This is a genomic window from Exiguobacterium sp. 8H (assembly GCF_902506255.1).
In the GTDB taxonomy this organism is placed as follows: domain Bacteria; phylum Bacillota; class Bacilli; order Exiguobacteriales; family Exiguobacteriaceae; genus Exiguobacterium; species Exiguobacterium profundum.
Map to the genome: position 1 here is coordinate 2,151,059 of NZ_LR733429.1, position 25,104 is coordinate 2,176,162.

21 protein-coding genes, 11 tRNA genes, 2 rRNA genes, 1 other RNA gene and 1 other annotated feature are annotated in these 25,104 nt (G+C 46.9%); of the genes, 5 read left to right on the forward strand and 30 right to left on the reverse strand.

The window, feature by feature from the left end:
• Positions 1-18 precede the first annotated feature (18 nt).
• The 21 genes from GVY43_RS11140 to tadA form a co-directional block, all read right to left on the reverse strand.
• Positions 19-849, reverse strand: coding sequence for a stage 0 sporulation family protein (locus GVY43_RS11140; protein WP_074035285.1), 831 nt, complete (start codon positions 847-849; stop codon positions 19-21).
• A gap of 6 nt (positions 850-855) precedes the next feature.
• Positions 856-1,848, reverse strand: coding sequence for a DNA polymerase III subunit delta' (locus GVY43_RS11145; protein WP_078145937.1), 993 nt, complete (start codon positions 1,846-1,848; stop codon positions 856-858).
• A 14-nt stretch (positions 1,849-1,862) separates the two neighbouring features.
• Positions 1,863-2,192 carry a cyclic-di-AMP receptor gene (locus tag GVY43_RS11150; RefSeq protein ID WP_031421800.1) on the reverse strand — a complete coding sequence of 110 codons (330 nt, stop codon included), beginning with the start codon at positions 2,190-2,192 and terminating at the stop codon, positions 1,863-1,865.
• The gene (tmk, locus tag GVY43_RS11155) at positions 2,192-2,830 is read right to left on the reverse strand and encodes a dTMP kinase (RefSeq protein WP_159563180.1); all 639 of its coding nucleotides are present in this window, start codon (positions 2,828-2,830) and stop codon (positions 2,192-2,194) included. The genes GVY43_RS11150 and tmk overlap by 1 nt, the downstream gene beginning before the upstream one ends.
• Before the next feature lie 3 nt (positions 2,831-2,833).
• A complete protein-coding gene (locus GVY43_RS11160) occupies positions 2,834-4,252 on the reverse strand; it encodes an aminotransferase class I/II-fold pyridoxal phosphate-dependent enzyme (protein WP_159563181.1) in 1,419 nt (472 codons plus the stop codon).
• 72 nt (positions 4,253-4,324) lie between these two features.
• Positions 4,325-4,441 (reverse strand): 5S ribosomal RNA (gene rrf / locus GVY43_RS11165).
• A 169-nt stretch (positions 4,442-4,610) separates the two neighbouring features.
• Positions 4,611-4,698, reverse strand: a tRNA-Leu gene (locus tag GVY43_RS11170).
• Positions 4,699-4,707: 9 nt separating this feature from the next.
• A tRNA-Gly gene (locus tag GVY43_RS11175) sits at positions 4,708-4,782 on the reverse strand.
• 15 nt (positions 4,783-4,797) lie between these two features.
• Positions 4,798-4,878, reverse strand: a tRNA-Leu gene (locus GVY43_RS11180).
• 37 nt (positions 4,879-4,915) lie between these two features.
• Positions 4,916-4,991 (reverse strand) — tRNA-Lys (locus tag GVY43_RS11185).
• Positions 4,992-5,003: 12 nt separating this feature from the next.
• A tRNA-His gene (locus GVY43_RS11190) sits at positions 5,004-5,079 on the reverse strand.
• Positions 5,080-5,089: 10 nt separating this feature from the next.
• A tRNA-Thr gene (locus tag GVY43_RS11195) sits at positions 5,090-5,165 on the reverse strand.
• 8 nt (positions 5,166-5,173) lie between these two features.
• Positions 5,174-5,249: transfer RNA gene (locus tag GVY43_RS11200), tRNA-Phe, on the reverse strand.
• A 19-nt stretch (positions 5,250-5,268) separates the two neighbouring features.
• A tRNA-Asp gene (locus GVY43_RS11205) sits at positions 5,269-5,344 on the reverse strand.
• 75 nt (positions 5,345-5,419) lie between these two features.
• Positions 5,420-5,536 (reverse strand): 5S ribosomal RNA (gene rrf / locus GVY43_RS11210).
• Positions 5,537-5,910: 374 nt separating this feature from the next.
• Complete coding sequence (locus tag GVY43_RS11215; RefSeq protein WP_031424056.1) at positions 5,911-6,135, reverse strand: YaaL family protein; 225 nt, start codon at positions 6,133-6,135, stop codon at positions 5,911-5,913.
• Positions 6,132-6,731 (reverse strand): recombination mediator RecR, encoded by a 600-nt coding sequence (gene recR, locus GVY43_RS11220; RefSeq protein ID WP_012727753.1) that lies wholly within the window; start codon positions 6,729-6,731, stop codon positions 6,132-6,134. Before recR ends, GVY43_RS11215 begins: the two co-directional genes overlap by 4 nt.
• Before the next feature lie 22 nt (positions 6,732-6,753).
• The gene (locus tag GVY43_RS11225) at positions 6,754-7,071 is read right to left on the reverse strand and encodes a YbaB/EbfC family nucleoid-associated protein (RefSeq protein WP_012727754.1); all 318 of its coding nucleotides are present in this window, start codon (positions 7,069-7,071) and stop codon (positions 6,754-6,756) included.
• A 14-nt stretch (positions 7,072-7,085) separates the two neighbouring features.
• Positions 7,086-8,762, reverse strand: coding sequence for a DNA polymerase III subunit gamma/tau (gene dnaX / locus GVY43_RS11230; protein WP_159563182.1), 1,677 nt, complete (start codon positions 8,760-8,762; stop codon positions 7,086-7,088).
• A 94-nt stretch (positions 8,763-8,856) separates the two neighbouring features.
• An RNA gene (gene ffs / locus GVY43_RS11235) (signal recognition particle sRNA large type) lies at positions 8,857-9,124 on the reverse strand.
• 53 nt (positions 9,125-9,177) lie between these two features.
• On the reverse strand, positions 9,178-9,678 hold the full coding sequence (gene tadA, locus GVY43_RS11240; RefSeq protein ID WP_159563183.1) for a tRNA adenosine(34) deaminase TadA: 501 nt from the start codon (positions 9,676-9,678) through the stop codon (positions 9,178-9,180).
• A gap of 121 nt (positions 9,679-9,799) precedes the next feature.
• Here tadA and GVY43_RS11245 point away from each other — a divergent pair, with 121 nt between their 5' ends.
• Together GVY43_RS11245 and GVY43_RS11250 are read left to right on the forward strand one after the other, a co-directional pair.
• Entirely contained in the window at positions 9,800-10,435 is a 636-nt protein-coding gene (locus GVY43_RS11245; RefSeq protein WP_012727757.1) for a deoxynucleoside kinase, read from the forward strand.
• Entirely contained in the window at positions 10,432-11,103 is a 672-nt protein-coding gene (locus GVY43_RS11250; RefSeq protein WP_074035276.1) for a deoxynucleoside kinase, read from the forward strand. Before GVY43_RS11245 ends, GVY43_RS11250 begins: the two co-directional genes overlap by 4 nt.
• Before the next feature lie 120 nt (positions 11,104-11,223).
• Here the strand turns inward: GVY43_RS11250 and GVY43_RS11255 are convergent.
• The 7 genes from GVY43_RS11255 to pdxS form a co-directional block, all read right to left on the reverse strand.
• Positions 11,224-11,313, reverse strand: a tRNA-Ser gene (locus tag GVY43_RS11255).
• 29 nt (positions 11,314-11,342) lie between these two features.
• Positions 11,343-11,433 (reverse strand) — tRNA-Ser (locus GVY43_RS11260).
• A gap of 37 nt (positions 11,434-11,470) precedes the next feature.
• A tRNA-Ser gene (locus tag GVY43_RS11265) sits at positions 11,471-11,561 on the reverse strand.
• Positions 11,562-11,699: 138 nt separating this feature from the next.
• A complete protein-coding gene (gene serS, locus GVY43_RS11270) occupies positions 11,700-12,983 on the reverse strand; it encodes a serine--tRNA ligase (RefSeq protein WP_012727759.1) in 1,284 nt (427 codons plus the stop codon).
• Between the two features lie 51 nt (positions 12,984-13,034).
• Positions 13,035-13,243, reverse strand: a binding site (T-box leader).
• Between the two features lie 18 nt (positions 13,244-13,261).
• Positions 13,262-14,509, reverse strand: coding sequence for a D-alanyl-D-alanine carboxypeptidase family protein (locus GVY43_RS11275; protein WP_159563184.1), 1,248 nt, complete (start codon positions 14,507-14,509; stop codon positions 13,262-13,264).
• A gap of 85 nt (positions 14,510-14,594) precedes the next feature.
• Entirely contained in the window at positions 14,595-15,173 is a 579-nt protein-coding gene (gene pdxT / locus GVY43_RS11280; protein WP_159563185.1) for a pyridoxal 5'-phosphate synthase glutaminase subunit PdxT, read from the reverse strand.
• A gap of 1 nt (position 15,174) precedes the next feature.
• Positions 15,175-16,065 (reverse strand): pyridoxal 5'-phosphate synthase lyase subunit PdxS, encoded by an 891-nt coding sequence (pdxS, locus tag GVY43_RS11285; RefSeq protein WP_012727762.1) that lies wholly within the window; start codon positions 16,063-16,065, stop codon positions 15,175-15,177.
• 288 nt (positions 16,066-16,353) lie between these two features.
• Between pdxS and GVY43_RS11290 the strand changes: the two genes are divergently transcribed.
• The 3 genes from GVY43_RS11290 to GVY43_RS11300 all read left to right on the forward strand — a co-directional run bounded on the left by GVY43_RS11290 (position 16,354) and on the right by GVY43_RS11300 (position 21,937).
• Entirely contained in the window at positions 16,354-17,757 is a 1,404-nt protein-coding gene (locus GVY43_RS11290) for a PLP-dependent aminotransferase family protein (protein WP_159563186.1), read from the forward strand.
• Positions 17,754-18,374, forward strand: a complete 621-nt coding sequence (locus tag GVY43_RS11295) for a class A sortase (protein ID WP_159563187.1) — start codon at positions 17,754-17,756, stop codon at positions 18,372-18,374. Before GVY43_RS11290 ends, GVY43_RS11295 begins: the two co-directional genes overlap by 4 nt.
• Positions 18,375-18,514: 140 nt before the next feature.
• Positions 18,515-21,937: an alpha-amylase family glycosyl hydrolase gene (locus GVY43_RS11300; protein ID WP_159563188.1), complete on the forward strand. Its 3,423-nt coding sequence runs from the start codon at positions 18,515-18,517 to the stop codon at positions 21,935-21,937.
• 40 nt (positions 21,938-21,977) lie between these two features.
• Here GVY43_RS11300 and guaB read toward each other — a convergent pair whose 3' ends face one another.
• Positions 21,978-23,441, reverse strand: a complete 1,464-nt coding sequence (gene guaB / locus GVY43_RS11305; RefSeq protein ID WP_074035270.1) for an IMP dehydrogenase — start codon at positions 23,439-23,441, stop codon at positions 21,978-21,980.
• A 639-nt stretch (positions 23,442-24,080) separates the two neighbouring features.
• Positions 24,081-25,070 carry an HD-GYP domain-containing protein gene (locus GVY43_RS11310; protein WP_159563189.1) on the reverse strand — a complete coding sequence of 330 codons (990 nt, stop codon included), beginning with the start codon at positions 25,068-25,070 and terminating at the stop codon, positions 24,081-24,083.
• Positions 25,071-25,104 lie beyond the last annotated feature (34 nt).

Below are 25,104 nucleotides of genomic sequence, written 5' to 3' on the forward strand. Positions count from 1 at the left end.
CCACTGCTCAGCACCCCATCACTGTTTTGACGGTTTTCGTTTAATCGCACCCACTTCAACGAGTTCATCAATCGTATACGTGACGACACGCGTCCGATCGTGGAGCTCGACTTGAATGAGTTGGTCCAAAATGTTAAGACCGATTACCCGACCATCACCTTCTGGAATTTTGATTCGCTTGCCGACGTCTGGTAAATCACGTTTCAGTTCTTCATATGTGTCATTCTCATATTTCAAACAGCACATCAGACGACCACATACTCCAGAGATCTTATTCGGATTCAACGAGAGATTCTGGTCTTTGGCCATTTTGATCGAGACCGGTTCGAATTCCCCAAGAAATGACGAGCAGCAAAGAACCCGACCACATGGCCCAATCCCGCTAAGGAGTTTCGCTTCATCACGAACACCGATTTGTCGGAGCTCGATTCGTGTCCGAAACACACTAGCTAAGTCTTTTACCAATTCTCGAAAGTCAACGCGACCCTCGGCAGTAAAATAAAAGATCACTTTATTGCGATCAAATGTATACTCAACATCAACTAGCTTCATTTCTAATTGATGTTCTCGAATTTTTTCTTCACAGACGGCGTGAGCATCAACGGCTGCCAGTCGATTATCGCGTACGATATCCGCATCCTTTTGGTCCGCGACACGAAGGATTGTCTTCAACGGCAGGACGACTTCGTCTTCGCCGAGCTGCTTGTTGACTTGGACGATTTCCCCATACTCAATGCCACGTACCGTTTCAACGATGACATGGTCCCCACGTTTAAGCGTTGCATCGCCTGGTGAAAAGTAATAGATTTTTCCCGCTTCTTTAAAACGGACTCCAACTACTTCAAGCACGCGCTTCTATCCTTTCTGCAAATCGAACGAAAGTCGTTCGAACGTTAATTGAGGATTGACGTTTGCCTCAAGTCGCCAAATGGCCGCATGTACACTTTCAATCGCATGTGTAAGCTTCGTGACAGATCGATTTTGGATAAATGCGTTGTACAAGGCGGCCTCATTCTTAAATAGCTTCGGAGCATACATATCTCGCACTTTTAAATGAAGTGCCTCCTCTAGCCAATGTTCGAATAATTCAAGACCGACTCGCAACTCATTCCGTCCTTTGAAATGCCCTAACCATTTTTCTTGTGCGAACAAGAGCAACTCTTGAGGTCGTTTCGTCAATACTTCAATTAATTGTACCACTAGCCCATACGCCTGTACAAACCACTCCTGCTCAAGCGCTTCTTTCGCGTCATCCCATTTCGGATAAACGGTCAAGGCAAGGTATGCCAAATCATACGTACAGGACAGTTCTTCTGACATCGTTTGCGCCAATTGGGCTCGGTCGATAGGACGAAAAGCAAGTTGTTGCGCGCGCGAACGAATCGTCGGAAGAAGCAACTGTGGTTGTGTCGTCACTAAAATAGCAAGCTTTCCTACTCCCGGTTCTTCAAAGAATTTCAGTAGACTGTTTGCCGCTTGAGTCGTCATCTTGTGCGCTTGATGAATGACGTACACTTGGCGATCACCTTCAGCACCTCGTAGTGATAAATCACTGAGCAATTGCTGAATCTGTTCTTTTTTTATACTCGCACCGTCCGGCTCCACTTCGATGTAGTCGACAATGTTTTTAGAATCCATACGCCGACAGTTTCGACACACTCCACAAGGCTCTGCACCATCTGGTGATTCACAAAATAAGGCTTTGGCGAACAATGTGGCTGTATCAATCAAATAAGGCTCATAATCTCCTGAGAAGATATACGCATGCCCCACTTTATTCGAAACGATTGAATTTTGAATGATGCGAGAAACGACAGTTTGCGACTCGCTCAATTCTTGAAAACGCATATGCCCAACTCCCATTAAAACTGATGGAATCCTTCGATCGGCAAGACGAATACCGTCGCCCCTCCGACTTGTACTTCGACTGGGTAAGGAATATACGAATCCGCATGTCCTCCCATCGGTGAGATCGGCGTGATCATTTGGTCACGGCTCGAGCAGTTCGATTGAATCACGTCCATCAAATCATCAAGACGCTCTTGTGGAATCCCCATCATAAACGTTGTATTACCTTCTTTTAAAAATCCACCAGTCGTGGCTAACTTTGTTGCGCGAAAATCTTGCTCGACGAGTGCGTCGGACAAACGTGCGCTATCCTTATCATGTACGATTGCAATTACCATTTTCATCATATTTGTACGCCTCCTTGTTGTAGTCGTTCAATTGTATAATCAAGTACCTCATCTTGAATACATTCAATCGATTGATCAGCATCAATCCGAACGATTCGTTCTGGATACTGTTTCAGTAACGTTTGGAATCCTGCATAGACACGCTCATGGAATGCTTGATCACGACTCTCAATTCGATCAAGCTGTCCCCGATCTTTCATACGTGCACTTGCCCGTTCCGGGTTTAAATCAAATAAAAAGGTTAGATCGGGTGTGAGACCATTCGTTGCCCATTCATTTAATGAGCGAATCTGATCAAGGTCATACTGCAATCCATATCCTTGATAAGCAATGGATGCATCGATGAACCGGTCGCAGAGGACAATCGCGCCCCGCTCTAACGCTGGACGAATCACTTGTTCCACGTTCTGTGCCCGTGACGCGGCATAGAGCATCATCTCCACGCGTGGGGTCATCTCATGATGATCCGGCGATAATAACACTTCGCGAATCTGATTCCCGACCGTTGTTCCTCCGGGTTCTCGGGTCACGACGATGTCATATCCTTTTTGCTTTAAGTTTTCTACTAATAATTGAAGTTGTGTGGACTTTCCTGATCCATCAGGTCCTTCAACCGTTATAAACATTCCGTTCACGTTTTAAAACTCCTCTACAATAACGTCAATTTGCTCTATCATAACATGCTTACTAGCTTGAAGCTTCCTCCCTAAAGAAATCCATTCCCGGAGCACACGGATTTTTTCTTCTGTAATACGCTCTCCCTTTAGAATCCATGGAATACCTGGTGGGTATGGAATCACCGTCTCTGCTGAAATCATTCCAATTGCTTGGTCGAAAAGAACTCGCTGCATTGGAAGAGGTGTTACAGACGTATATAATTCAGACACGCGCTCGGTTTGTGGAAAGGGGAAAATCGTTTCATCGTCTTCAATGATCGGCACATGGGTAGATGCTTTTTTTATTAATTTGATCCAATGCTCGATTTCCTGTTTCTCTATTTCCCTTAATGGCAAGCAGAATAACACATGATCGACTGCCGCCAACTCGATGTCTATGCCGATTGAGGCGAGATGCTGACTAAAGATTAATCCATTCTTTGGATAAGTCAGAATCGTCACCTTCGTAAAGTCATCTCCGACTTTTACAACAAAACCAGCTCGTTTTAATTCAAGTACAAATTGTGCATGGCTTTTTTGGATAGCAGACCATTCCTCATCCGTTAAACGTTCTAGATAAGAACGAGCATAATCCAATGAAGCCATGATGAGATAAGACGGACTCGAGGTCTGGAAAGAGGCTAATGCATGCTTCAAACGCGCTTCATCGATATTATCTTTATAGTGAACCCAAGCCCCCATGGTTAAGGCAGGCAACGTTTTATGCGCGGACTGTACGACTGCGCTCGCTCCTTCGAAGATTGCAGAGCGACGTGGCAACTGTGGATGAATTAAATGAGCGCCGTGTGCTTCATCGACAAGCAATGGAATGTCTAATAGTGTCAAATAGTCTGAAATCGTTCGAATGTCTGCCATATCCCCGTAATAGGTTGGAGACGTCAACATGACGGCTCTCCCTCCAGGAAATTCTTGAATGGCCTGTTTAATCGTATCTAATGTTACGACCGTCGGGATACCTGTGCCGCGTTCAATGGTAGGCGTTAGTAATACTGGCTTTAATCCTAACCACTCGATCGCGTTCCAAATCGATTTATGTGAGTTCCGTTGAACATATACCCGTTCACCACGTTTCACTGTTGCCGCGAGCATACTCCAATTTCCCACAGTCGATCCGTTGACAAGCCATTTACTTTTACTCTCATACAACTTACCCAATGCACATTCTGCTTGCTCAATGATTCCCGAGGCATCGTGCAAATCGTCTAAATGTGCTAGCTCAGTCAAATCGTAAGGCATGACTTTTGCGAATGCATCAGGTAAGCGATCATCAACCACTGTACCGTTATGATGACCTGGTACGTGGAAAGAGACGCGGTGTTCACGAACATGCTGTTCTAGAACCTCTAAAAATGTAAATGAATTTTCCCGAGCAGGAGCCATCTGTCATTCCTCCTAAACTATCAAAATATGAAAAAAGACGATCAAGCATATGCTTGATCGTCTTTTGCGTTGGCCTGGCAACGTCCTATCCTCACAGGGGGAGATCCCCCAACTACTTTCGGCGCTGAGACGCTTAACTTCCGTGTTCGGCATGGGAACGGGTGTGGCCGTCTCGCTATCGCCACCAGACTTTACAGGGCTTGTTCCCTGAAAACTGAGGATTCATCAACACAAACCATAGACTAGATCAAAGCCTCGACCGATTAGTATCATTCAGCTCCACGTGTCGCCACGCTTCCACCCATGACCTATCTACCTCGTAGTCTAACGCTCTATCCAGCTGAGCTAAGGGTGCATATGGTGCGGTCGAGAGGACTTGAACCTCCACGGTGTTAACCACCACTAGGCCCTCAACCTAGCGCGTCTACCGATTCCGCCACGACCGCGTATTAAGATGGAGCGGAAGACGGGATTCGAACCCGCGACCCCGACCTTGGCAAGGTCGTATTCTACCACTGAACTACTTCCGCATAAGTATTTAGAGATGCGGGTGAAGGGACTCGAACCCCCACGTCAAAGACACTAGATCCTAAGTCTAGCGCGTCTACCAATTCCGCCACACCCGCATGTGAAATTACGTATTGAATAAAAAATAATGAGAAATGGTGAGCCATGCAGGGCTCGAACCTGCGACCCTCTGATTAAAAGTCAGATGCTCTACCAACTGAGCTAATGGCTCATTAAATTTTAATGGGGCGGCTGAAGGGAATTGAACCCTCGAATGCCGGAATCACAATCCGGTGCGTTAACCACTTCGCCACAACCGCCATGAAAAAATGGTGCCGGCGAAAGGATTCGAACCCTCGACCCTCTGATTACAAGTCAGATGCTCTACCAACTGAGCTACACCGGCGTGTTATATGGTGGCTTTGGACGGAATCGAACCGCCGACACAAGGATTTTCAGTCCTTTGCTCTACCAACTGAGCTACAAAGCCATACGTATTAAATTAAAAATGGCGGTCTCGACGGGATTCGAACCCGCGATCTTCTGCGTGACAGGCAGACATGTTAACCCCTACACCACGAGACCGTTTTAAGTCATATCGACTTTACCTATTTTAAAGGTCATTCTATGTAAAGTCAATAACTTTTTTAAAAAAATAAAGCCTGGCAACGTCCTATCCTCACAGGGGGAGATCCCCCAACTACTTTCGGCGCTGAGACGCTTAACTTCCGTGTTCGGCATGGGAACGGGTGTGGCCGTCTCGCTATCGCCACCAGACTCTACAGGGATCAAACTCTCCAAAGAATTTGATATAGCTCTTAAATTGACGAAGCTTGCGCTTCATTCAAAAATTGTAAAACTTATTTTTGCCTCATCGTTCAGTTTTCAAAGTTCGTCTGCCGCTCTTGGCGACTTAAATATCTTACCAAGTGGAGAACAAAAGGTCAACCACTTTTTAAAAATATTTTTTTGTTTTCTTCGTCGCTTATCTCGGCGACGTCTATTAATATATCAGTAAAATAATAACCACGCAACCCTTTTTATTAAAAAGATTAGAGAAATATATAAAAACTTCATTTGTCCAACCAAAACGATTTTTTTCTTTCATTATATAGGACTAAAAATAAAGAAGGCGCGCCATTGGCGTCGCCTTAAGAACGAAGAGACGATAACGAAACATTTCGCTTCTTTGCTTCTTTCAAATAGAAGAAGTAGAGAGCTTCCGCTTGCTTCACTTGAGCAGCTAGCTCTCCCGTGTCCTCTATGCTGACTTCAAGAATCCGACGTTTCGATTCAAACTTAGCCTTAGCTTCTAGCAACTCAGTCAGTAGTCGTTGATCATAATCATCTCTTAACGACTTACGAAACCATTTCATAGTTCTCTTCTACCTTCCATCGCCCGAGATAATGTCACTTCATCCGCATACTCCAAATCTCCACCGACTGGTAAACCATGGGCAAGACGCGTCACGCGAATTCCCGTCGGTTTGAGTAGTCTCGATAAATACATCGAAGTCGCTTCCCCTTCAATGTTCGGGTTGGTCGCTAAAATCACTTCTTGAATCGACTCGTTCTCTTGTAAACGTGTCAGCAAACTTGAAACATTAATATCCTCTGGACCAATCCCTTCCATTGGACTAATGGCTCCATGAAGAACATGATACTTCCCTCTGTACTCCCGCATCTTCTCCATAGCAATCACGTCTCTTGAGTCTTGAACCACACAAACCACCGTTTCATCCCGATGTGAGTCTTTGCAGATTGCACACGGATCAATATCTGTGATGTGGCCACACACGGTACAATACTTTATGTCACGCTTCGCACTCACGAGAGATTTCGCGAACGTCAACACATCGTCTTCTTCCATATCTAATACATGGAATGCTAAACGTACCGCAGTTTTCGGTCCAATCCCAGGTAACTTCGTAAAACTCTCAATCAATCGTCCAATGGCTTCAGGGTATTGCAACTCGCATCGATCCTTTCTTCACTTAAAAGCCTGGGAGGTTCATCCCTTGTGTGAAACGTCCCATCTTATCATTCACAAGCTGATCCGCTTGTTTCATTGCATCATTGATTGCTGCTAAGACAAGATCTTGTAACATATCCACATCGTCCGGATCGACAACGTCTTCAGCAATAATGACGTCTAAAACTTCTTTATGACCGCTGACGACAACTTTCACCATGCCGCCTCCCGCTGTTCCTTCAACCGATAACTCTTTTAATTCCTCTTGAGCTTTCGCCATATCTTTTTGCATCTTTTGCATCTGTTTCATCATGTTGTTCATGTTTCCCATTCCACGCATTCAGAGCGCCTCCCTTATGTTTCTTCGATTTCAACGACATCGCCAAAACGTTCCATCGCCTGCGCAACTAGCGGATCCTCGGTTTCCGGCTCTTCGACTTGTTCCGTTCGTTCTGCTTGTTTTTGAAGGATGAACTCATTTTTTAGTTCATTCCAATCCGTCTCAAGCACCGCCATGATTTCGCGACGAATCCCCGTCACTTCGAATAACGCCTGTTCAATCACATCGCGCGTACGACCATTTGAACTCACTTGTTCATAGTGCCATGTCATTCCATCTTTAAATTGTACCAGTAAGGTGTCACTTGCACAAAGGACAGCTTCACTTTCATAGAAGAGAGCGAAAATCGGACCATCTTGTATCCGAATATTCGTCATGATATCTCCCCAGCTGTCGCGAATCGCATTCAAATGCTGCCGTTCGGCCCGTTGCAAGAGTTGGCGAATCCGTTCTTTCGGCACCCGGATTTGTTTCCGTTTCGGAGCAGGCTTCGGCTTTTCTGCTTCTCCACCTGTCACGACAACACCATTCTTCTTCACTTCATTTAATTCACGGCTCAGTTCACGCACTTGATCTTGTAGTTGTGTCATTTGCTCACTAATTGTACGGCCTTGTTCCGCGATCCGGATGAATGTTAACTCCACCAACACTTTCGGATGGTTAGATAACCTCATCTGCTGTTGGCAATCATTGAGCTCTTCAATCACTTGGAACAATTCATCCGTTGAAGTCGCTTCGACGAACTGACGAAACTCGTCAGTCGGACGAGCACGTTCCAATAAGTCAGCTGCTTGTGGAGATGCTTTCAAGAGTAACGCATCCCGATGAACGAACACTAAATCTTCGATGAAACGTTTCAAGTCCTTCCCTTCACGTAACATCAATTCAAGCGTACTCAAAATGGCATTTAACTCTTTTCGCTGGAGACCATACGCCATGTCGAGCAACGTTTCATCCGTCACGGCACCCGTGACTTCTAACACCGCTTCTTCCGTCAACCGCCCATCACTGAATGCGAGCGCCTGATCAAGTAAACTAAGGGCATCTCGCATCCCGCCATCGGCAGCACGTGCGATGAGTTTCAACGCTTCAGGATCGTAGTCATGGTCTTGGTCGTTCAAAATATAGGCCATCCGCGTTTGCAATTGACTCACTTCATGTCGTTTGACATCGAATCGCTGACAGCGGGAAATGATCGTGGCCGGAATTTTATGTGGTTCTGTTGTAGCTAAGATGAATATCGCATGTGCCGGTGGTTCCTCAAGCGTCTTTAACAACGCGTTGAATGCACCGGTCGATAACATATGCACTTCATCAATGATGTATACTTTGTAACGCCCTTGGGACGGCGGATATTTGACTTTGTCTCGAATCTCCCGAATTTCGTCAACTCCGTTGTTCGATGCGGCATCAATTTCAAACACGTCGGGACTTGTCCCTTCCGTGATGGCGATACACGTCGGACAGGTGTTACATGGTTCACGTGTCGGCGCACTTTCACAGTTGATTGCCTTGGCGATGATTTTCGCCAAACTCGTCTTCCCCGTTCCACGTGGGCCGGAAAATAGGTACGCATGTGACATCCGCTCCTCTAACAGAGCATTTTGAATCGTACGTGTGATATGGACTTGACCGACGACCTCTTGAAACGATTGAGGTCTATATACACGATATAACGCTTGATACGCCATGAGTTCGCCTCCTTCCCTACTGTTCTTCTCTATCTCATCATACAAAAAAATCTACAGCCCGGGGGCCATAGATTGAAGTTATAAAATAAATCTGCCGCGCACCGATTTCTGAAAGCACGTCAACATGCGTTACTCATGCAGTTTGCTCAGCCCAAGCACCCCTGCGGCACACGGTACGTCACCACTTAAGGCTGCTTCCTTCCGGACCTGACCTGGTTCATGGGTGACCGTTGCGCAGGACTCAGACGTCAACGCCACTTACATAAGGCAGACCACACCAGCGCACTCCCTCGAATCGGGATTCAGTCTCGCTACAGCGGATTGCGAGTGACAGGGCACCGCTACCTCCCCACCTAGCACGGCAAATGGGTAAATGAAATTAGGCACTATCTCGAGTGCTATTACATTATACTGTTTAATCGGTTGGGTTGCAACCTCTCTGATTGAGTCGGTCTTGTTTCTTCCTTTCCCGAAGCGCTCGGAAGAAATCTGTCAGGAGCTGTCCACATTCTTCTGCTAAAACATTTTCTGTCACTTCAGCTTGGTGATTGAATCGCTCATCCTGCACCAAGTTCATCAATGTCCCGCAACATCCACCTTTCGGGTCGTGGGCACCGAAAATGACACGTTTCACGCGAGATAACACGATTGCGCCCGCACACATCGGACACGGTTCAAGGGTAACGTATAGTTCACAGTCTTCTAATCGCCAATTCCCTAACATTTCATTAGCCGTTTCAATCGCAATCATTTCGGCGTGTGCTGCCGCCAGACGATCTGTCTCACGACGATTGTGCCCAGTTGCAATCACCTGGTCTCCCTTTACGATTACACAACCAATCGGCACCTCGCCAATGGCTTCTGCTTTCTTCGCTTCTTCGATGGCCAACTGCATAAATCGCTCATCACGTTCCATCGATTCACCTCATTTCTTATTTAAAACTATGAAAAAAAATGAAAATCAAATCCCTCGCCATATCGCTCGTATTGTGTGCTAGAATGGAACTTGCACTTTGGATAATGGAGGATGACATCATATGTTTATAACGGTAGAAGGACCGATTGGTGTCGGGAAAACATCACTGGCCCATATCATCAGTCAGCATTTCTCGATGCAGATGCTGAATGAAATTGTAGAAGAGAACCCATTTCTCGGCAAGTTTTATGAAGATATCGAAGAATGGAGTTTCCAAACGGAAATGTTCTTCTTGTGCAATCGATTCAAGCAGTTGGATGATATTCACAAACACCACTTGAGTCAGCAACAATCCGTCGTTTCGGACTATCATATTTTCAAAAACTTGATTTTTGCTCACCGTTCGCTGAAACCGGCACATTTGAACAAGTACGAGCAGATTTATAAGATTTTGACACATGATATGCCGAAACCTGATGTCGTCATTTACTTACATGCCAGCATTGAGACATTAATGAAACGAGTCGCCTTGCGTGGACGTGAAGTGGAAGAAAATATGTCTCGTGATTACCTCGAACAACTTGCTCACGACTATGAGACGTTTGTTGAATCGTATCGCGCGGCCCATCCAGAAGTGAAGATTCTCTCGTTCAGTGGGGATGAACTCGACTTTGTACACAATCCGGACGACTTGACTCATGTCCTAAAAACGATTGAGCGTGAATTAGAATTAACTAAAGGAGCCCAAATAAAATGAAGCTGATTGATAAATATAACATCCCGAACGATACAATCATTACAATCGGGGGAATGGTCGGGATCGGGAAATCAACGATCACCAATTCATTAGCCGATGCATTGAATTTCCGAACGTCTCTCGAAAAAGTAGATACCAACCCTTACCTCGATAAATTCTATCATGATTTCGAACGTTGGAGCTTCCATCTTCAAATTTACTTCTTGGCAGAACGTTTTAAAGAACAGAAGAAAATCTTCCAATACGGTGGCGGCTTCATCCAAGATCGTTCAATCTATGAAGATACAGGCATCTTCGCCAAGATGCACTATGAAAAAGGGACGATGTCACCAACAGACTACGAAACGTATTCTAGTTTGTTCGAGGCAATGGTGTTGACACCGTTCTTCCCGCACCCGGATCTATTAATCTATCTTGAAGGTTCGTTCGAACAAGTACTCGAACGCATTCAGATGCGCGGTCGCGAGATGGAACAGCAAACACCAATCGCTTATTGGGAAGAGATGTACACCCGCTACACAGAATGGATTAACAACTTCAACCTGTGCCCGGTATTGCGTCTCTCGATCGAAGAGTATGACCTCATCAACGACCCAGATTCAGTCGAACTCATTCTTGAGAAAATTGAAAAGCAACTCACGATTGCACGCGAAGCAAAAGTGAGATAATCAAAAGAAGGATTGCGCCAACGAAAGCGTAATCCTTCTTTTTGTGCATAAAAAAATCCACAGCGCTTATGTCTGTGGATACAAAAAATGCATCTGCCTCTGCAGATGCCCGATTGAAAGCGGAGTTGGTGGGATTCGAACCCACGCGAGCCTTGCGACTCCTAACGGATTTCGAGTCCGTCCCCTTCAGCCGGACTTGGGTACAACTCCAGGCCTAAAAAAGTGTAAAAAAAAGAAAGTGGAGGAGGTGGTGGGATTCGAACCCACGCAGGCTATTACACCCCTGACGGTTTTCAAGACCGTTCCCTTAAACCACTTGGGTACACCTCCAAAAGATATAAAATTGTGTGAGCCTCCAAAAAAGAAATGGAGGAGGTGGTGGGATTCGAACCCACGCAGGCTGTTACACCCCTGACGGTTTTCAAGACCGTTCCCTTAAACCACTTGGGTACACCTCCAAAGCTCATATGCAATTCGTGAGCAACAGTGTCGCTCGACATGATTTATAGTACCAACTGAAGAGACAGATGTCAAACCCTTTTGTGAAAAAACATTAAAAAAATTGAGCAGCCTCAAAATCGAGGCTGCTCAAGCGTTTAGTTCGGCATTTCAATCTTTTCTTTTCCACCCATGTAAGGACGAAGAACTTCTGGAATCACGACCGATCCATCCGCTTGTTGATAATTTTCAAGAATCGCTGCGACCGTTCGTCCGACCGCCAAACCTGAACCGTTCAACGTATGCACAAACTCAGGTTTCGCATTGGCGTCACGACGGAAACGAATTCCCGCACGACGCGCTTGGAAATCTTCAAAGTTTGAGCAAGACGAGATTTCACGATAGACCCCTTGTGCCGGCATCCATACTTCAATATCGTATTTTTTCGCGGCAGTGAATCCGAGATCTGCCGTACACATGCTGAGCACTTGATACGGAAGACCGAGACGTTTCAATACTTCTTCGGCATGACCTGTCAACAGTTCCAATTGCTCATAAGACTCTTCCGGTTTTACGAAGCGGACGAGCTCGACTTTATTGAATTGGTGCTGACGGATCAACCCACGCGTGTCACGTCCCGCTGACCCAGCTTCAGAACGGAAGTTTGCGCTATATGCTGTATACGCGATTGGAAGTTGTGTCTCCGGAAGAATTTCTTCACGGTGCATGTTCGTGACCGGTACTTCAGCCGTCGGAACGAGGAAGTAGTTCGTATCCGCTACTTTAAATGCATCCTCTTCAAACTTAGGAAGCTGACCCGTTCCTGTCATTGAATCACGATTGACCATGTAAGGAGGTAACACTTCAGCGTACCCATGCTCATCTGAATGAAGGTCCATCATAAAGTTGATGAGGGCACGTTCTAAGCGAGCGCCTAATCCTTTATAGAAGACGAAGCGGCTACCTGTTACTTTTCCAGCGCGCTCGACATCGACGATTTGAAGGTCTTCCATCACGTCCCAATGTTGCTTAGGCTCGAAATCAAACTCAGGCTTTGTCCCGATTTCGCGAATCGTCACGTTGTCGTCTTCCGTTTCGCCGATTGGTGTTGATTCGTGCGGGATATTTGGGATGCTGAGTAAAATCAAGTTGAGTTCTGCCTCAACTTCGCGTAACTCTTCGTCCAACAGTTTGATTTCATCGCCGAGGCGACGTGTCTCTAAAATCGGACCTTCGGCATCTTCTTTGTTCCGCTTCAATTCAGCGATCTGTTTTGTCGCTTCGTTGCGCTTCGCTTTCTTCACTTCGACTTCGTTGATCAAGTCGCGACGTTTCTCCTCTAGTTGTGGGAAGCGGTCAAGTGCACTCAAGTCTTCCCCCCGGTGAGCTAACTTTTCTTTAATCCCTTCAAAATCCTGTCGCAAACGTTTAATGTCTAACATTGCTATTCCTCCTTTTTCATATAAAAAAGGTGGCACGTCCCTTTCCCGTAGGAAAGGGACGAACCACCTTGGATCCGCGTTGCCACCCTCGTTGCCCAAATGTTTGAGCCACTCGATGCACGTAACGTGTGCGAACGTGACTTGTTTCCAAGTCAATGCTCCGAGGCCGATTCGGTCACGTCATCTCACTAGTTTGCACCAACCACTAGCTCTCTGTCAGTAGACGTACGTAACGTACTTATTCTCATCATCGCATCTGTCATTGAATTAATCTTACTTTACAACATCTCAACTTGTTCGACAAGACTGATTTTTCCAAGTGCGAGTCGGATTTGATCGAGGAAATCCAAAAAAGCTCGCGTTATTCTCGTCAAGAACGAGGCGGTATCGACCGACTCCGCTGTAACAAGTGCCATCTTAGGAGGAGCCTCTCCCTCTAAATAGCGTACGTTCTCCGAAGAATCGATGGTGACCATGCCTGCCTGTGTGTCAGCCTTAATCGGAGCCTCTAAATCAAGCAGATCATATTCGGGCTCCGGTACGGGTCTTCCTTTTTCGACTAATACTTCAAAGTCGTTCGTCGTTCGGACCGCGACTTGCTCTTCCTCGCCTTGAGAGACCGTTGCCATCTTGGAGATTGTCTCCCCCATCCGCAAGATTGGGGTCATCACGAAATCCGCATAAGCATAATCATGTAGCGCTTTCGTTCCTGCATAACGTCCCTCGTCCGATGTTGCACCGAGGACGACCGACAAAACGGTACGCCCATCCCGTGTGGATACGCCGATGAAACAATATCCCGCCTCATTCGTCGTGCCTGTCTTGAAGCCGAGCATTCCCGGATAAGCGAGGTCACGATTAGCGAGCATGCGATTCGTCGCATCAAATCGAACACCGTCGACGTCCACGTATGCCCGCTTCGTCACGTCGAGCACTTCCGGATACGTCGTCAAATACGCGATCGCGAGCTTCATCAAGTCCTTAGCAGACGTCAAGTTGTCTCCCGGTAGGCCAGCGGATTCAGAATCGAGTCCTGAGGCGTTCGCGAACGTCGTTTGCGTCATCCCTAATTCATCAGCCCGGCGATTCATCTCTTTGACGAATGCCTCTTCCGAACCGGATACGGCCTCCCCGAGCGTTACGGCCGCTTCATTCGCTGAACGAATCAACGCGGCATCGTATAATTCTTTGACGGTATATGGTTTATTTAACAGCGGGATTCGTGCCAACCCCGGCTTTCTCGTCAACGCCAAAGCAGCATCGCTCGGTGTGATTTCTTGTGTCCAACTGAGTTTCCCTGCCTGAATCGCCTCACGCGTCAAAAATGCAGTCATCAGCTTCGTGATTGAAGCCGGCTGAAGCATCGAATCTTCTTGTTTGGCAAATAGAACTTGTCCTGTCGTCACGTCTACAAGCATCGCGCTTGCTGCATCCACTTTCGGAGCGGCCGCAGAGGCAGCCGATGGCAAGATGGTCTGTATGACGAATACGACAGTGAGCAATATGATGAAATAACGGGCCTTCACATCGTTTCCCCTTTCTGTACGCTTCTTTGTTTAGTGTAACAAAAAATAAGTTTGAAGGACCCCCTTTTTGCGAGGTCCCTCAAACTTATACATGTTGACTCTGATTCGCTTTGACCATCTCGATAAAATAGCGATGTAACGAGAGGTCATCCGTCAATTCGGGATGGAACGAGCAAGCCAGATACTGATTGTAACGGACCGCCACAATCGCTTCCTCCACTTCAGCGAGCACATCTACTTCCGGTTCGACACGTGCCACTTGTGGGGCACGAATAAAGACCGCTTCGACTGGCTCATCGATTCCTTTCACTGGAAGGTCGACTTCAAAACTGTCGACCTGACGTCCGAACGCATTGCGTTTCACTGTCATCGGGATTTTCTTCAAGTGGGCGTCATACCCTTCGACTTCGTTCGCGAGAAGAATCATGCCGGCACATGTGCCGAACATTGGTAACGTTTCCGTCTCTCGAAGTGGTTCAAGTAATCCATAACGATCGAGTAGTCGACGCATTGCTGTGCTCTCTCCACCTGGTAACACGAGTCCGTCAATTGACTCCAAGTCTTCTACCGAGCGAACGACAACTGTTCGAGCACCGAGCGTTTCCAGCATGCGAACATGCTCACGAATCGCACCTTGCATTCCTAATACGCCAATCGTTACCATCTTACCAGCCTCGTGGTGCCATGAGTTCTTCTTCTTTGAGTGTGCGGACGTCGAGTCCTTTCATCGCCTCACCCAATCCTTTTGACAAGTGTGCGATTCGCTCATAGTCATCGTGATACGTTGTTGCTTCTACAATGGCACGTGCAAATTTTTCTGGGTTCTCCGCTTTGAAAATACCAGATCCGACAAAGACTCCATCTGCCCCAAGGTGCATCATCAAGGCAGCATCCGCTGGTGTCGCGATTCCACCTGCCGCAAAGTTTACGACCGGCAGACGGCCCGCTTCACGGATTTGCATCAATACTTCAAACGGTGCACCGAGGTCGCGCGCCTCTGTCATGACTTCATCCACACTCATCGACAAGAGGCGTTTCACTTGCGCTTGGACTGTACGCATATGACGAACCGCTTCGACGATGTTCCCTGTTCCTGGCTCCCCTTTTGTACGAATCATCGCTGCCCCTTCACCGATACGGCGGGCTGCTTCACCAAGGTCGCGTGCTCCACATACGAACGGTGCCGTATAGTCACGCTTGTACAAGTGGAACTCTTCGTCGGCTGGTGTCAACACTTCACTCTCGTCAATGAAGTCGACCCCCATCGACTCGAGGACACGGGCTTCAGCGATATGTCCGATCCGGCATTTTGCCATAACCGGTACAGATACTGCACCCATGACGTCTTCGATGATTGTCGGGTCAGCCATACGGGCAACGCCACCCATTTTACGGATATCTGATGGTACACGTTCGAGCGCCATGACAGCCACAGCACCGGCAGCTTCAGCGATTTTCGCCTGTTCAGCGTTGATGACGTCCATGATGACGCCACCTTTTTGCATTTCAGCCATCCCACGTTTTACTTTATCTGTCCCTACTTGTCTCTTTTCCATTGAAATCCCTCCATTGATTCGTGTTCTACTTGCTAGTATAAGTTGAATTGACTATATTAAAAGTGCCAGTTTCTCATTATTTAAAGTGGTCAGTTTTAAATAAAGGACTCTATTTCATCTATCACGAACCTGTTGAAGTATAAAGGAGGAATACGTATGTTAAACCGCGATTCGTTTGATGAGGGTCATCGTGCCTCATTCGGGACACCCGGGATTGTCTCTTTCATCATCATTCTTGGGTTTATGCTCTACTTCTTTTTTGGTTCGTAAAGAAAGGAACGTCACACCATGGATATGCTTACCTTATCGCTTGATCAAGAATCGTCCATCCCGCTTTACGAGCAATTGTATAAGCACATTCGGGATGCCATCCTCGACGATACGTTAAAGACAGGAACCAAATTACCTTCAAAGCGTAAGCTCTCTCAATTTTTAGATGTCTCGCAGACCACAGTCGAGTTCGCGTATGCCCAGTTACTCGCCGAAGGATACATCGAGTCCATTCCTCGAAAAGGATTTTATGTGTTACCTCAAGAGGAACTGTACGTCCGGCGCTCGAGTAGTACCATCACACCAGCCCCTCAGCGAAAGACATATGATTATGATGTTTCCCCGAGTCAAATCGACACGACTGCCTTCCCATTTGAACGATGGAAGCGACACATCAAACATGTCGTCGATGACGTGAATCATGAATTACTTGCGTTAGGTTCTGTTCAAGGAGATCTAGAATTACGCCAAGAAATCGCCACATATCTTTATCACTCCCGTGGCGTACAGTGTTCACCAGAACAGATCATCGTCGGGTCCGGTACGGAACAGCTGTTGCCACAACTCTTGAATCTATTACCGGACTCGTCTATCTTCGGGATCGAAGACCCTGGTTATCCGCTCACGCGCTTGTTGTTCGAACAACAAGGACGCACATCGATTCCTATTCCCGTAGACGATAGTGGTGTTTGTGTGAATGAGCTCGAGCGTCATGCAATCGATGCACTATATGTCACACCTGCTCATCAATTTCCGACAGGGACCGTCCTGTCTGTCAGTCGAAGGCAACGTTTGTTAAATTGGGCACTCGTCCATCAGACGTATATCATCGAAGACGATTACGACAGCGAGTTTCGCTATAGCGGCAAGCCGATTCCGTCACTGCAGAGCATGGACCCGAACGAACGGGTTATCTATATCAGTACGTTTTCAAAATCTCTCATGCCATCCTTACGCATCGGCTATATGGTCTTACCGACACCCTTGTTAAACCGTTACCGGGAACGACACCAGTATTTCACCTGTAGCGTTCCCCGGTTCGAACAACAGACGTTGGCCTTATTTATGTCGAGCGGTGACTTTGAGAAGCATTTGAACCGGATGCGAAAAATATACCGTCGTAAGTTAGAAAGTGTCCTCTCCGCCTTCCGACCATTCGAACCGACCGTCACCGTGACCGGAGCAAGTGCCGGATTGCACGTCGTGTTGACCATCGCGACCGAGCGAACAGAGCAAGAATTGAAGCGGTCCGCCGAATCCGCCGGAATCGCCATTAAATCCATGAACGACTATCGCATCGTGCATCCGGACTCCCACAAGCAATTTCTATTCGGGTTTGCGCATTTGTCTGAGTCGACTTTACCTGACGTGATCGTTCAGTTGATGCTTGCGTGGGAAGTTTCAAAAGGAGGGAAGTCATGAATCGACGTATCCGGTGGCTCATCGGACTTTTACTCATTGGGAGCGGCATCCTCTTTTTGACGAGTCCGATTTGGAAAAATGCCATTGCCAGTTCGACGAGTGAATACGTGGTGGAACAGATGGAATTTCAAGAAGAGAGCGAGTTTGATCCAAGCTATGATTTTAAAGCCGTCAGTCCGCTCTCTGTATCGGACGTCCTACAAGCGCGCAATCGGTTTCATAATTTGCCGACAATCGGCGTGATTTCGATTCCCGATGTCTCACTGAAACTTCCCATCATGAAAGGATTGGACAATGAAAGTCTCACGGTAGGCGCCGGAACGATGCATCCTGAACAAGAGATGGGCAAAGGGAACTACGCGCTCGCCGGCCACTACCTACAACGAGCAACTGCCCTATTCGGACCGCTCCATGAAATCGTGGTCGGTGCCACGATCTACCTTCAGGATGAAACGCAAACGTACGAGTATGTAGTCACTTCGCTTGAAACCGTCTCTCCTGAACGAGTCGATGTATTAGATGTCACCTCAACCCCAACCATCACGTTAATCACGTGTACGTTCGATACGACAGAGCGCCTGATTGTAAAAGGGAAGCTTGTCGCCTCATCCTCTTGACCGCTTCTCCTTTCAGAATAGGAGAGGCGGTTTATTATTTTTTCAAAAACATATTGTTAGCGCTTTCAAGTTCCGATAAACTATTTTTGAAAACGTTTGCATAAAAGTGTGCAAATCCATTTGACAGGAAGAGGTGCCTCATGAAAAAAACAACCGCTCGTCAGGCTTCAACGCTGATCCTTTCCGGAGCATTACTCATTCAAGCCGGTGTCCCGATGAACGCATTGGCCGAACCGACCACGATGACGATTGATGGATTGAAAACAGACTGGAGCTCGATCCCAGCCCTTGCGACTTCCCCGGCTACGGGTTGGCAAGGATTTGATGTCGGTGATTTATACATACAAAACGATGCTCAACATCTTTATTTTTATGTAGATGCGAACAATGTCCCGAATTGGGGCGACAACGGACAATACATTAACATCGCTCTTCAAATTAACGATGAAGATTCTGGCGTCTCTGAAAATCCACTCGGATACCCATTCGACTTTACAGGCGTCGACAAGGCACCTCAATATCATGTTCTCGTTCGTGTCGATGGCGATCAAACAGTCAAAGAGGCCGCCCTTTATAAGGCCGGACAGGATACCCCCCTCTTACAATTGAACCAATTGAACGGTGCGGCTTTCACAGTGGACCGGACGAAAGGATTCGAAGGAAAGATTCCATTATCCTTACTCGGGCTAAACAATGGAGACCAAGTTCGTGCCTTGACTGTATTGAGCGGCAATAATGCAGGAGAGCATGGTGCGTTCGATACGATTCCAAGTAACGCGGCCAACCAACTGGCGAACAGCTGGAACGTCGCTGCTACTCCGTCGACGCAATCCGTATATAGTGCCCCGTTCACGTTAAATGGGGTGGAGACGATTGATCAGCTTGAGGTCGTTTCGGTGACCCCGGCTTCATCCTCGATCGACGTGGATGTGTCTACCCCAATCACATGGACGTTCAACGAACCTGTCCGTCTCGATACTGAAGCAGTCACGCTTCAACAAGGAGAGACAAAAATCCCGGTCGACGTGACAACGAACGGTTCGACCGTGACACTTCAGCCGAAAGAGGCACTCGCACTCGACACGTCATATACGGCGACCATCCCAGCGGATGCGGTGACAGGGACGATTTCCAACACGTCACTCCCTGCCTTGACGACTTCGTTCAAAACGGCAACCAAGCTCGCCGATCCATGGGAAACGACTCGTTATATCGAGATGAAGTATGTCCGCGCGGATGGAGATTATACGGATTGGAACTTGTGGACGTGGAGCACCGGTAAAAAAGACGGCCAAGTTGACCCGTATCGCATCACGGAGGACGGGGCCATCTTCCGAATCCCCGTTGGCCAAGACGCCACCAAAGTCGGATTTGTGATCCGAAAAGGAACGGATTGGGCTGTGAAGGACGCATACGGAGAAGACAGATACGTCACGCTCGGAGAAGACCGTGTCACGAAGGTCCTCGTCGAAAGCGGCAAAGGTGTGTTCCATCAAGTTCCGACAGTCAACGGACCAGTGTACGGTACAGACGGGATCAGTTTCTTCTACCGCGATGTAGCACTCTATGAATCCGGAAAAATAAATGAAATCGAACAGGTCGCACTCAAAATCAATGATGAAACTTATCCGATGACGTATGAGCCTGAAAACGAATGGTTCCGCCACACAGTGCGTTTGCCTGAAGGCGTTCATGATTACACGTACCTCGTCACAAAAGACGGGGTGACGACTGAAGTGAAGGATCCGTACTTTGAGGCTTCTCAAATCGAGTATCGCCAACCGACCGTCAAACTCACTTCTTCAGTCAGTCCAAAAGCGATTAGCTCCAGAGAAAATGCCGTCCTACGGGTAAAACCAACCTTACCGAAGGGAGTGACGCTTCGTGAACTCTATATCGATGCACGACCTCTCGGAGGACCCGCTAAGTTGCACATCGACCGTGCATTGAATGCTCAAACCATTGCGGTGAAAGATACGATCAAACCAGGAAACAAGACGCTCTCTGTCACAGCCGTCGACCAGTATGGAAATGTCCATCGCTCGAAGACCACCATCCGTGTCGTTCCGAAATCGATGAAAGAGAAACAAGCATTTGATTGGGATGAGGCACGAATCTACTTCATGCTAACCGACCGCTTCTACAACGGGGACGTGTCCAATGATAATCCGAACCGTGAGTACTATGATAAAGACCATCTGGAATCGTACCATGGTGGAGACTTTGCGGGTGTCACAAAAAAACTCGATTATTTAGATGACTTAGGCATCAATACAATCTGGATTACACCGATTGTGGATAACATCGATTGGGATTTGCGTTATGGGAAAGATGGGTCTCAATATGGCTATCACGGATATTGGGCGAAAAACTTTGAAAAACTTGATGAACACCTTGGAGATATGGCCGCATTCCATAAATTGATTGACGAGGCGCATAAGCGTGGCATCAAAATTATGGTCGATGTCGTCTTGAACCATCCAGGCTACGGCATGGAACCAGGTGCAAGTTCAGCCGTCACGAATTTCCCGACGGATGCAGAACGACAAGTATTCGATGGCATGATTCGCGAGAATCCGGTCGATGGGGACGACCTCAGAATGTCCTTATCTGGTCTTCCTGATTTCAAGACCGAGGAAGCGGCCGTGCGGGAGCAATTGGTCAAATGGCAGACGGATTGGATCAAACGTTCGAAAACGAAAAAAGGAAATACGATCGACTATTTCCGTGTCGATACGGTCAAACATGTAGATTCAACGACGTGGAAATCATTCAAAAATGAGCTGACAACAATCAAGCCAAATTTCAAACTCATCGGCGAACACTATGGAGCCAGCATCAACAATACAGGCGGTTATCTGCGGAGTGGACAAATGGATTCCTTGCTCGACTTCGATTTTAAATACCAGGCCGAGCGATTCGTAAACGGCAACATTGAAGATGTAGAAAAATCGCTCCAATATCGGAATAACCAATTATCGAATGAAGCAACGCTTGGACAATTCTTAAGTAGCCATGACGAAGATGGATTCCTCGTCTCGCGCGCAGATGGAGACACAGGTAAGCAAATGGTCGCTGCTGCCCTTCAGATTACGGCCAAAGGTCAACCGGTCATCTATTACGGAGAAGAAGTCGGGCAATCTGGGAAACATGCAGGGGATATGGATAAAGGTGAGTTCAATGAGAACCGCTATGACTTTGACTGGTCACGTGTCAAAGGAGAAGGGAAAGCGATGCATACGCATTACCAAAAACTATTGAATATCCGTGCAGACTATTCTCACGTATTCAGTAAAGGAACACGATCATCCGTCTCTGTGAATGCCAATTCTGGTTACTCGATTTTTGAGCGGGCCTACGGCAAACAGTCCGTTCTCGTCGGATTGAACACGAAAGAGAAAGCACAAACCGTTTCATTTAAGACGTCGTATAAGGCGAAGACTATTTTGATTGACCGCTATAGCGGCAAATCATACACTGTTCAAAAAGACGGGAAGGTGACCGTCTCACTTCCTGCTCAAGATCAGGGAGGTACCGTCATTTTAGTCGAGAAACGCAAATAAAGAACCGCCATCCTGAGTGAACAGGATGGCGGCTTTTTCATTAACGTGAATAGTTTGGTGCTTCTTTTGTAATGTTGACATCGTGTGGGTGGCTCTCTTGGAGTCCAGCACCTGTCATACGAATGAACTGTGTATCTTCACGAAGGGCACGAATGTCGGCAGCGCCGCAATACCCCATACCTGAACGAAGACCACCGATCAATTGATAGACCGTGTCAGCCAGTTCACCGCGATACGCGACGCGACCTTCGATACCTTCAGGAACGAATTTTTTGTCTGCTTCTTGGAAGTAACGATCTTGGCTTCCGCGTTTCATCGATGCTTCTGATCCCATACCACGGTATGTCTTGAATTGACGACCTTGATAGATTTCCATTTCACCTGGGCTCTCTTTCACACCCGCAAGCAAGCTTCCGAGCATGACTGCATTGGCTCCAGCGGCGATGGCTTTGACGATATCACCAGAGTACTTAATTCCACCGTCAGCGATGACTGAGACACCGTGCTCTTTCGCTTCCATCACGCAATCATAGACTGCTGTGATTTGCGGAACACCGACACCTGCGACGACACGTGTCGTACAGATCGAGCCTGGTCCAATCCCAACTTTAATGACGGATGCTCCTGCTTCAATCAATGCACGCGTCGCTTCTGCTGTCGCCACGTTCCCTGCGATGATTGGAAGGGATGGGAACATATCACGTAACTCACGAACCTTTTCAAGTACGCCAGCTGAGTGACCGTGTGCCGTATCGATAACCAATGCATCCACACCTGCTTCAACCAACACTTGAGCACGTGAAGCCGCGTCTTTCGTCACACCGACTGCAGCTGCGACAAGAAGACGACCTTGCTTATCTTTTGCTGCGTTCGGGAACTGTTCGACCTTTTCGATATCTTTCGTCGTAATGAGACCTTTTAATACACCGTTCTCATCGACAAGTGGAAGTTTCTCGATGCGATGTTGATGAAGGATACGCTCGGCTTCTTCAAGCGATGTACCCACTTTTGCTGTGATGAGGTTCTCTGTCGTCATGACATCTTTGATTACCGTCGAATAGTCTTTGATGAAGCGAAGATCACGATTCGTTAAAATACCAATCAATTGACGTTCATCTTCTGAGTTGACGATTGGGACGCCCGAAATACGATACTTACTCATCAAGTATTCTGCATCGTATACTTGACGGTCTGGAGTTAAATAGAACGGGTTTGTGATGACACCATTTTCTGAGCGCTTTACGCGATCGACGTGCTCAGCCTGCATTTCCATCGACATATTCTTGTGAATGACACCTAAACCGCCTTGACGGGCCATAGCAATCGCCATTGGGGCTTCAGTAACGGTATCCATACCGGCACTGATGATCGGAATATTTAATTCGAGTCCTTCACAGAGCTTCGTGCTTAAATCAACGTCACGTGGTAAAACATTTGAAAACCGTGGTACGAGTAATACATCATCAAATGTTAAACCTTCTTTTGCAAACTTATTTTCCCACATAAAAATTGATGGCCCCTTTCTCGTTCTACCTACATCTTTGTTTCGAAATATTTCTGTAATGGTAACAGGTATAACGTAAAAGTGCAATTCAATTCCCGATGTTCAGAAAGTTCAGAATTGTGTTCATTAACTTAAATAACATTAAAATTGTTCGGAATTTCATCGTGTGAACGAGCAGAATATGAAGTCCGATTTCATTATGAACGTAAAAAAACGACCGAGCGTATGCTCGGTCGTCCTGCGTTGTTGCCTGGCAACGTCCTATCCTCACAGGGGGAGATCCCCCAACTACTTTCGGCGCTGAGACGCTTAACTTCCGTGTTCGGCATGGGAAGACGGCTTCCTGCGCTCGACTTGCATGTATTAGGCACGCCGCCAGCGTTCGTCCTGAGCCAGGATCAAACTCTCCAAAGAATTTGATATAGCTCTTAAATTGACGAAGCTTGCGCTTCATTCAAAAATTGTAAAACTTATTTTTGCCTCATCGTTCAGTTTTCAAAGTTCGTCTGCCGCTCTTAGCGACTCATTTATAATAGCACCTGTAATTATATCCGTCAACTATAAAAAGAAAGTTTTTTAAAAAAGAATAAATAAAGACGATTCCATTTCATTTTGTTGAATGGAATCGCTAGTTTCTTCTTATTGAAATGCAACAATGCTCACATCGGTTAATCGCGATAAATCATATTCTTTCTCCCCTGTCGCTTCAAGCACAATCGGTTGTTCGACACGATTCGTATAGGCATGTATCGTTCCTCGTACTCCACTGCTCAATAAAACAGGGCGACCGATTTCATAAAATCCAAGTAATGTCGCAAGAAGCGACAAAGCTTCTCCATCATAGGCTTTGTTCTGCCACATATAGAAATATGCTTCCTCTGGAGAGAGCGGCTTTCGGAACGTTCGGGGTGCTGTTAACTGACAGAAGCGATCGGCGACAATAAATAGAGGAGAGGCTGGATTCAACTCGCGTTCCGTCAGACGTTTTGGAAACCCGGATCCATCCAATCGCTCATGATGCTCGGTAATCAATTGATACACTCTTCCTCGTAACGTTTGAGTACTCGGGAGCATCGATGCCGAAACGAGTGGGTGTTGATACAATAGCTCCCGTTCCATTTTTGTGAAATAACGCATATGAGACCATTTCCGAATTTTAGCGTAGCTCGCATCTGCAAAATAAGAAGCAATCCCGTAATCAAATTGGAGTTGATGTTCGTCCCCTCGATATTTCGATAAGGCACGGGCGACGAGCGCTCGATAGACGGAATGGTAAATGACATGATTTTTCCGCAACGGCTGATGCGTAAAGAAATGAACGATCGCTGTAAGCGGAACTTCCTGACGAAATAGTTGATGAATGAATTCTAGACCTTCATATGGGTTAGGTGCGATCCGTTCTTCCCACTGATTATAATGTTTCTCATATTGAAGGACCTGATTACAGAGGCGCTGTTCTTCTTTAGACGTGAAGAGCTTCTGTTCAACAGGTGCGACATCGATATCTTCGATTTTTAAGAAACGGAGCAAACGTAAATGTTCATTGGTTAAGTGGATTCCGGCTTCTAAAGAAGAAACGGGTGACAATAGCGTCATCCCAACATGTACAGTGGATAAGTTCAAACGCACGCGAATCCCTCCTAATATATGAAAAGGTCGAACG

Excerpts from the sequence above, each read along its gene's own strand:
- GVY43_RS11160 (WP_159563181.1), bottom strand. The coding sequence starts at position 4,252 with ATGGCTCCTGCTCGGGAAAATTCATTTACATTTTTAGAGGTTCTAGAA.
- GVY43_RS11290 (WP_159563186.1), top strand. The coding sequence starts at position 16,354 with ATGGATATGCTTACCTTATCGCTTGATCAAGAATCGTCCATCCCGCTT.
- GVY43_RS11245 (WP_012727757.1), top strand. The coding sequence starts at position 9,800 with ATGTTTATAACGGTAGAAGGACCGATTGGTGTCGGGAAAACATCACTG.
- tadA (WP_159563183.1), bottom strand. The coding sequence starts at position 9,678 with ATGGAACGTGATGAGCGATTTATGCAGTTGGCCATCGAAGAAGCGAAG.
- guaB (WP_074035270.1), bottom strand. The coding sequence starts at position 23,441 with ATGTGGGAAAATAAGTTTGCAAAAGAAGGTTTAACATTTGATGATGTA.
- pdxT (WP_159563185.1), bottom strand. The coding sequence starts at position 15,173 with ATGGTAACGATTGGCGTATTAGGAATGCAAGGTGCGATTCGTGAGCAT.
- pdxS (WP_012727762.1), bottom strand. The coding sequence starts at position 16,065 with ATGGAAAAGAGACAAGTAGGGACAGATAAAGTAAAACGTGGGATGGCT.
- GVY43_RS11295 (WP_159563187.1), top strand. The coding sequence starts at position 17,754 with ATGAATCGACGTATCCGGTGGCTCATCGGACTTTTACTCATTGGGAGC.
- GVY43_RS11145 (WP_078145937.1), bottom strand. The coding sequence starts at position 1,848 with ATGCGTTTTCAAGAATTGAGCGAGTCGCAAACTGTCGTTTCTCGCATC.
- GVY43_RS11300 (WP_159563188.1), top strand. The coding sequence starts at position 18,515 with ATGAAAAAAACAACCGCTCGTCAGGCTTCAACGCTGATCCTTTCCGGA.
- serS (WP_012727759.1), bottom strand. The coding sequence starts at position 12,983 with ATGTTAGACATTAAACGTTTGCGACAGGATTTTGAAGGGATTAAAGAA.
- GVY43_RS11225 (WP_012727754.1), bottom strand. The coding sequence starts at position 7,071 with ATGCGTGGAATGGGAAACATGAACAACATGATGAAACAGATGCAAAAG.
- GVY43_RS11215 (WP_031424056.1), bottom strand. The coding sequence starts at position 6,135 with ATGAAATGGTTTCGTAAGTCGTTAAGAGATGATTATGATCAACGACTA.
- GVY43_RS11150 (WP_031421800.1), bottom strand. The coding sequence starts at position 2,192 with ATGAAAATGGTAATTGCAATCGTACATGATAAGGATAGCGCACGTTTG.
- GVY43_RS11250 (WP_074035276.1), top strand. The coding sequence starts at position 10,432 with ATGAAGCTGATTGATAAATATAACATCCCGAACGATACAATCATTACA.
- dnaX (WP_159563182.1), bottom strand. The coding sequence starts at position 8,762 with ATGGCGTATCAAGCGTTATATCGTGTATATAGACCTCAATCGTTTCAA.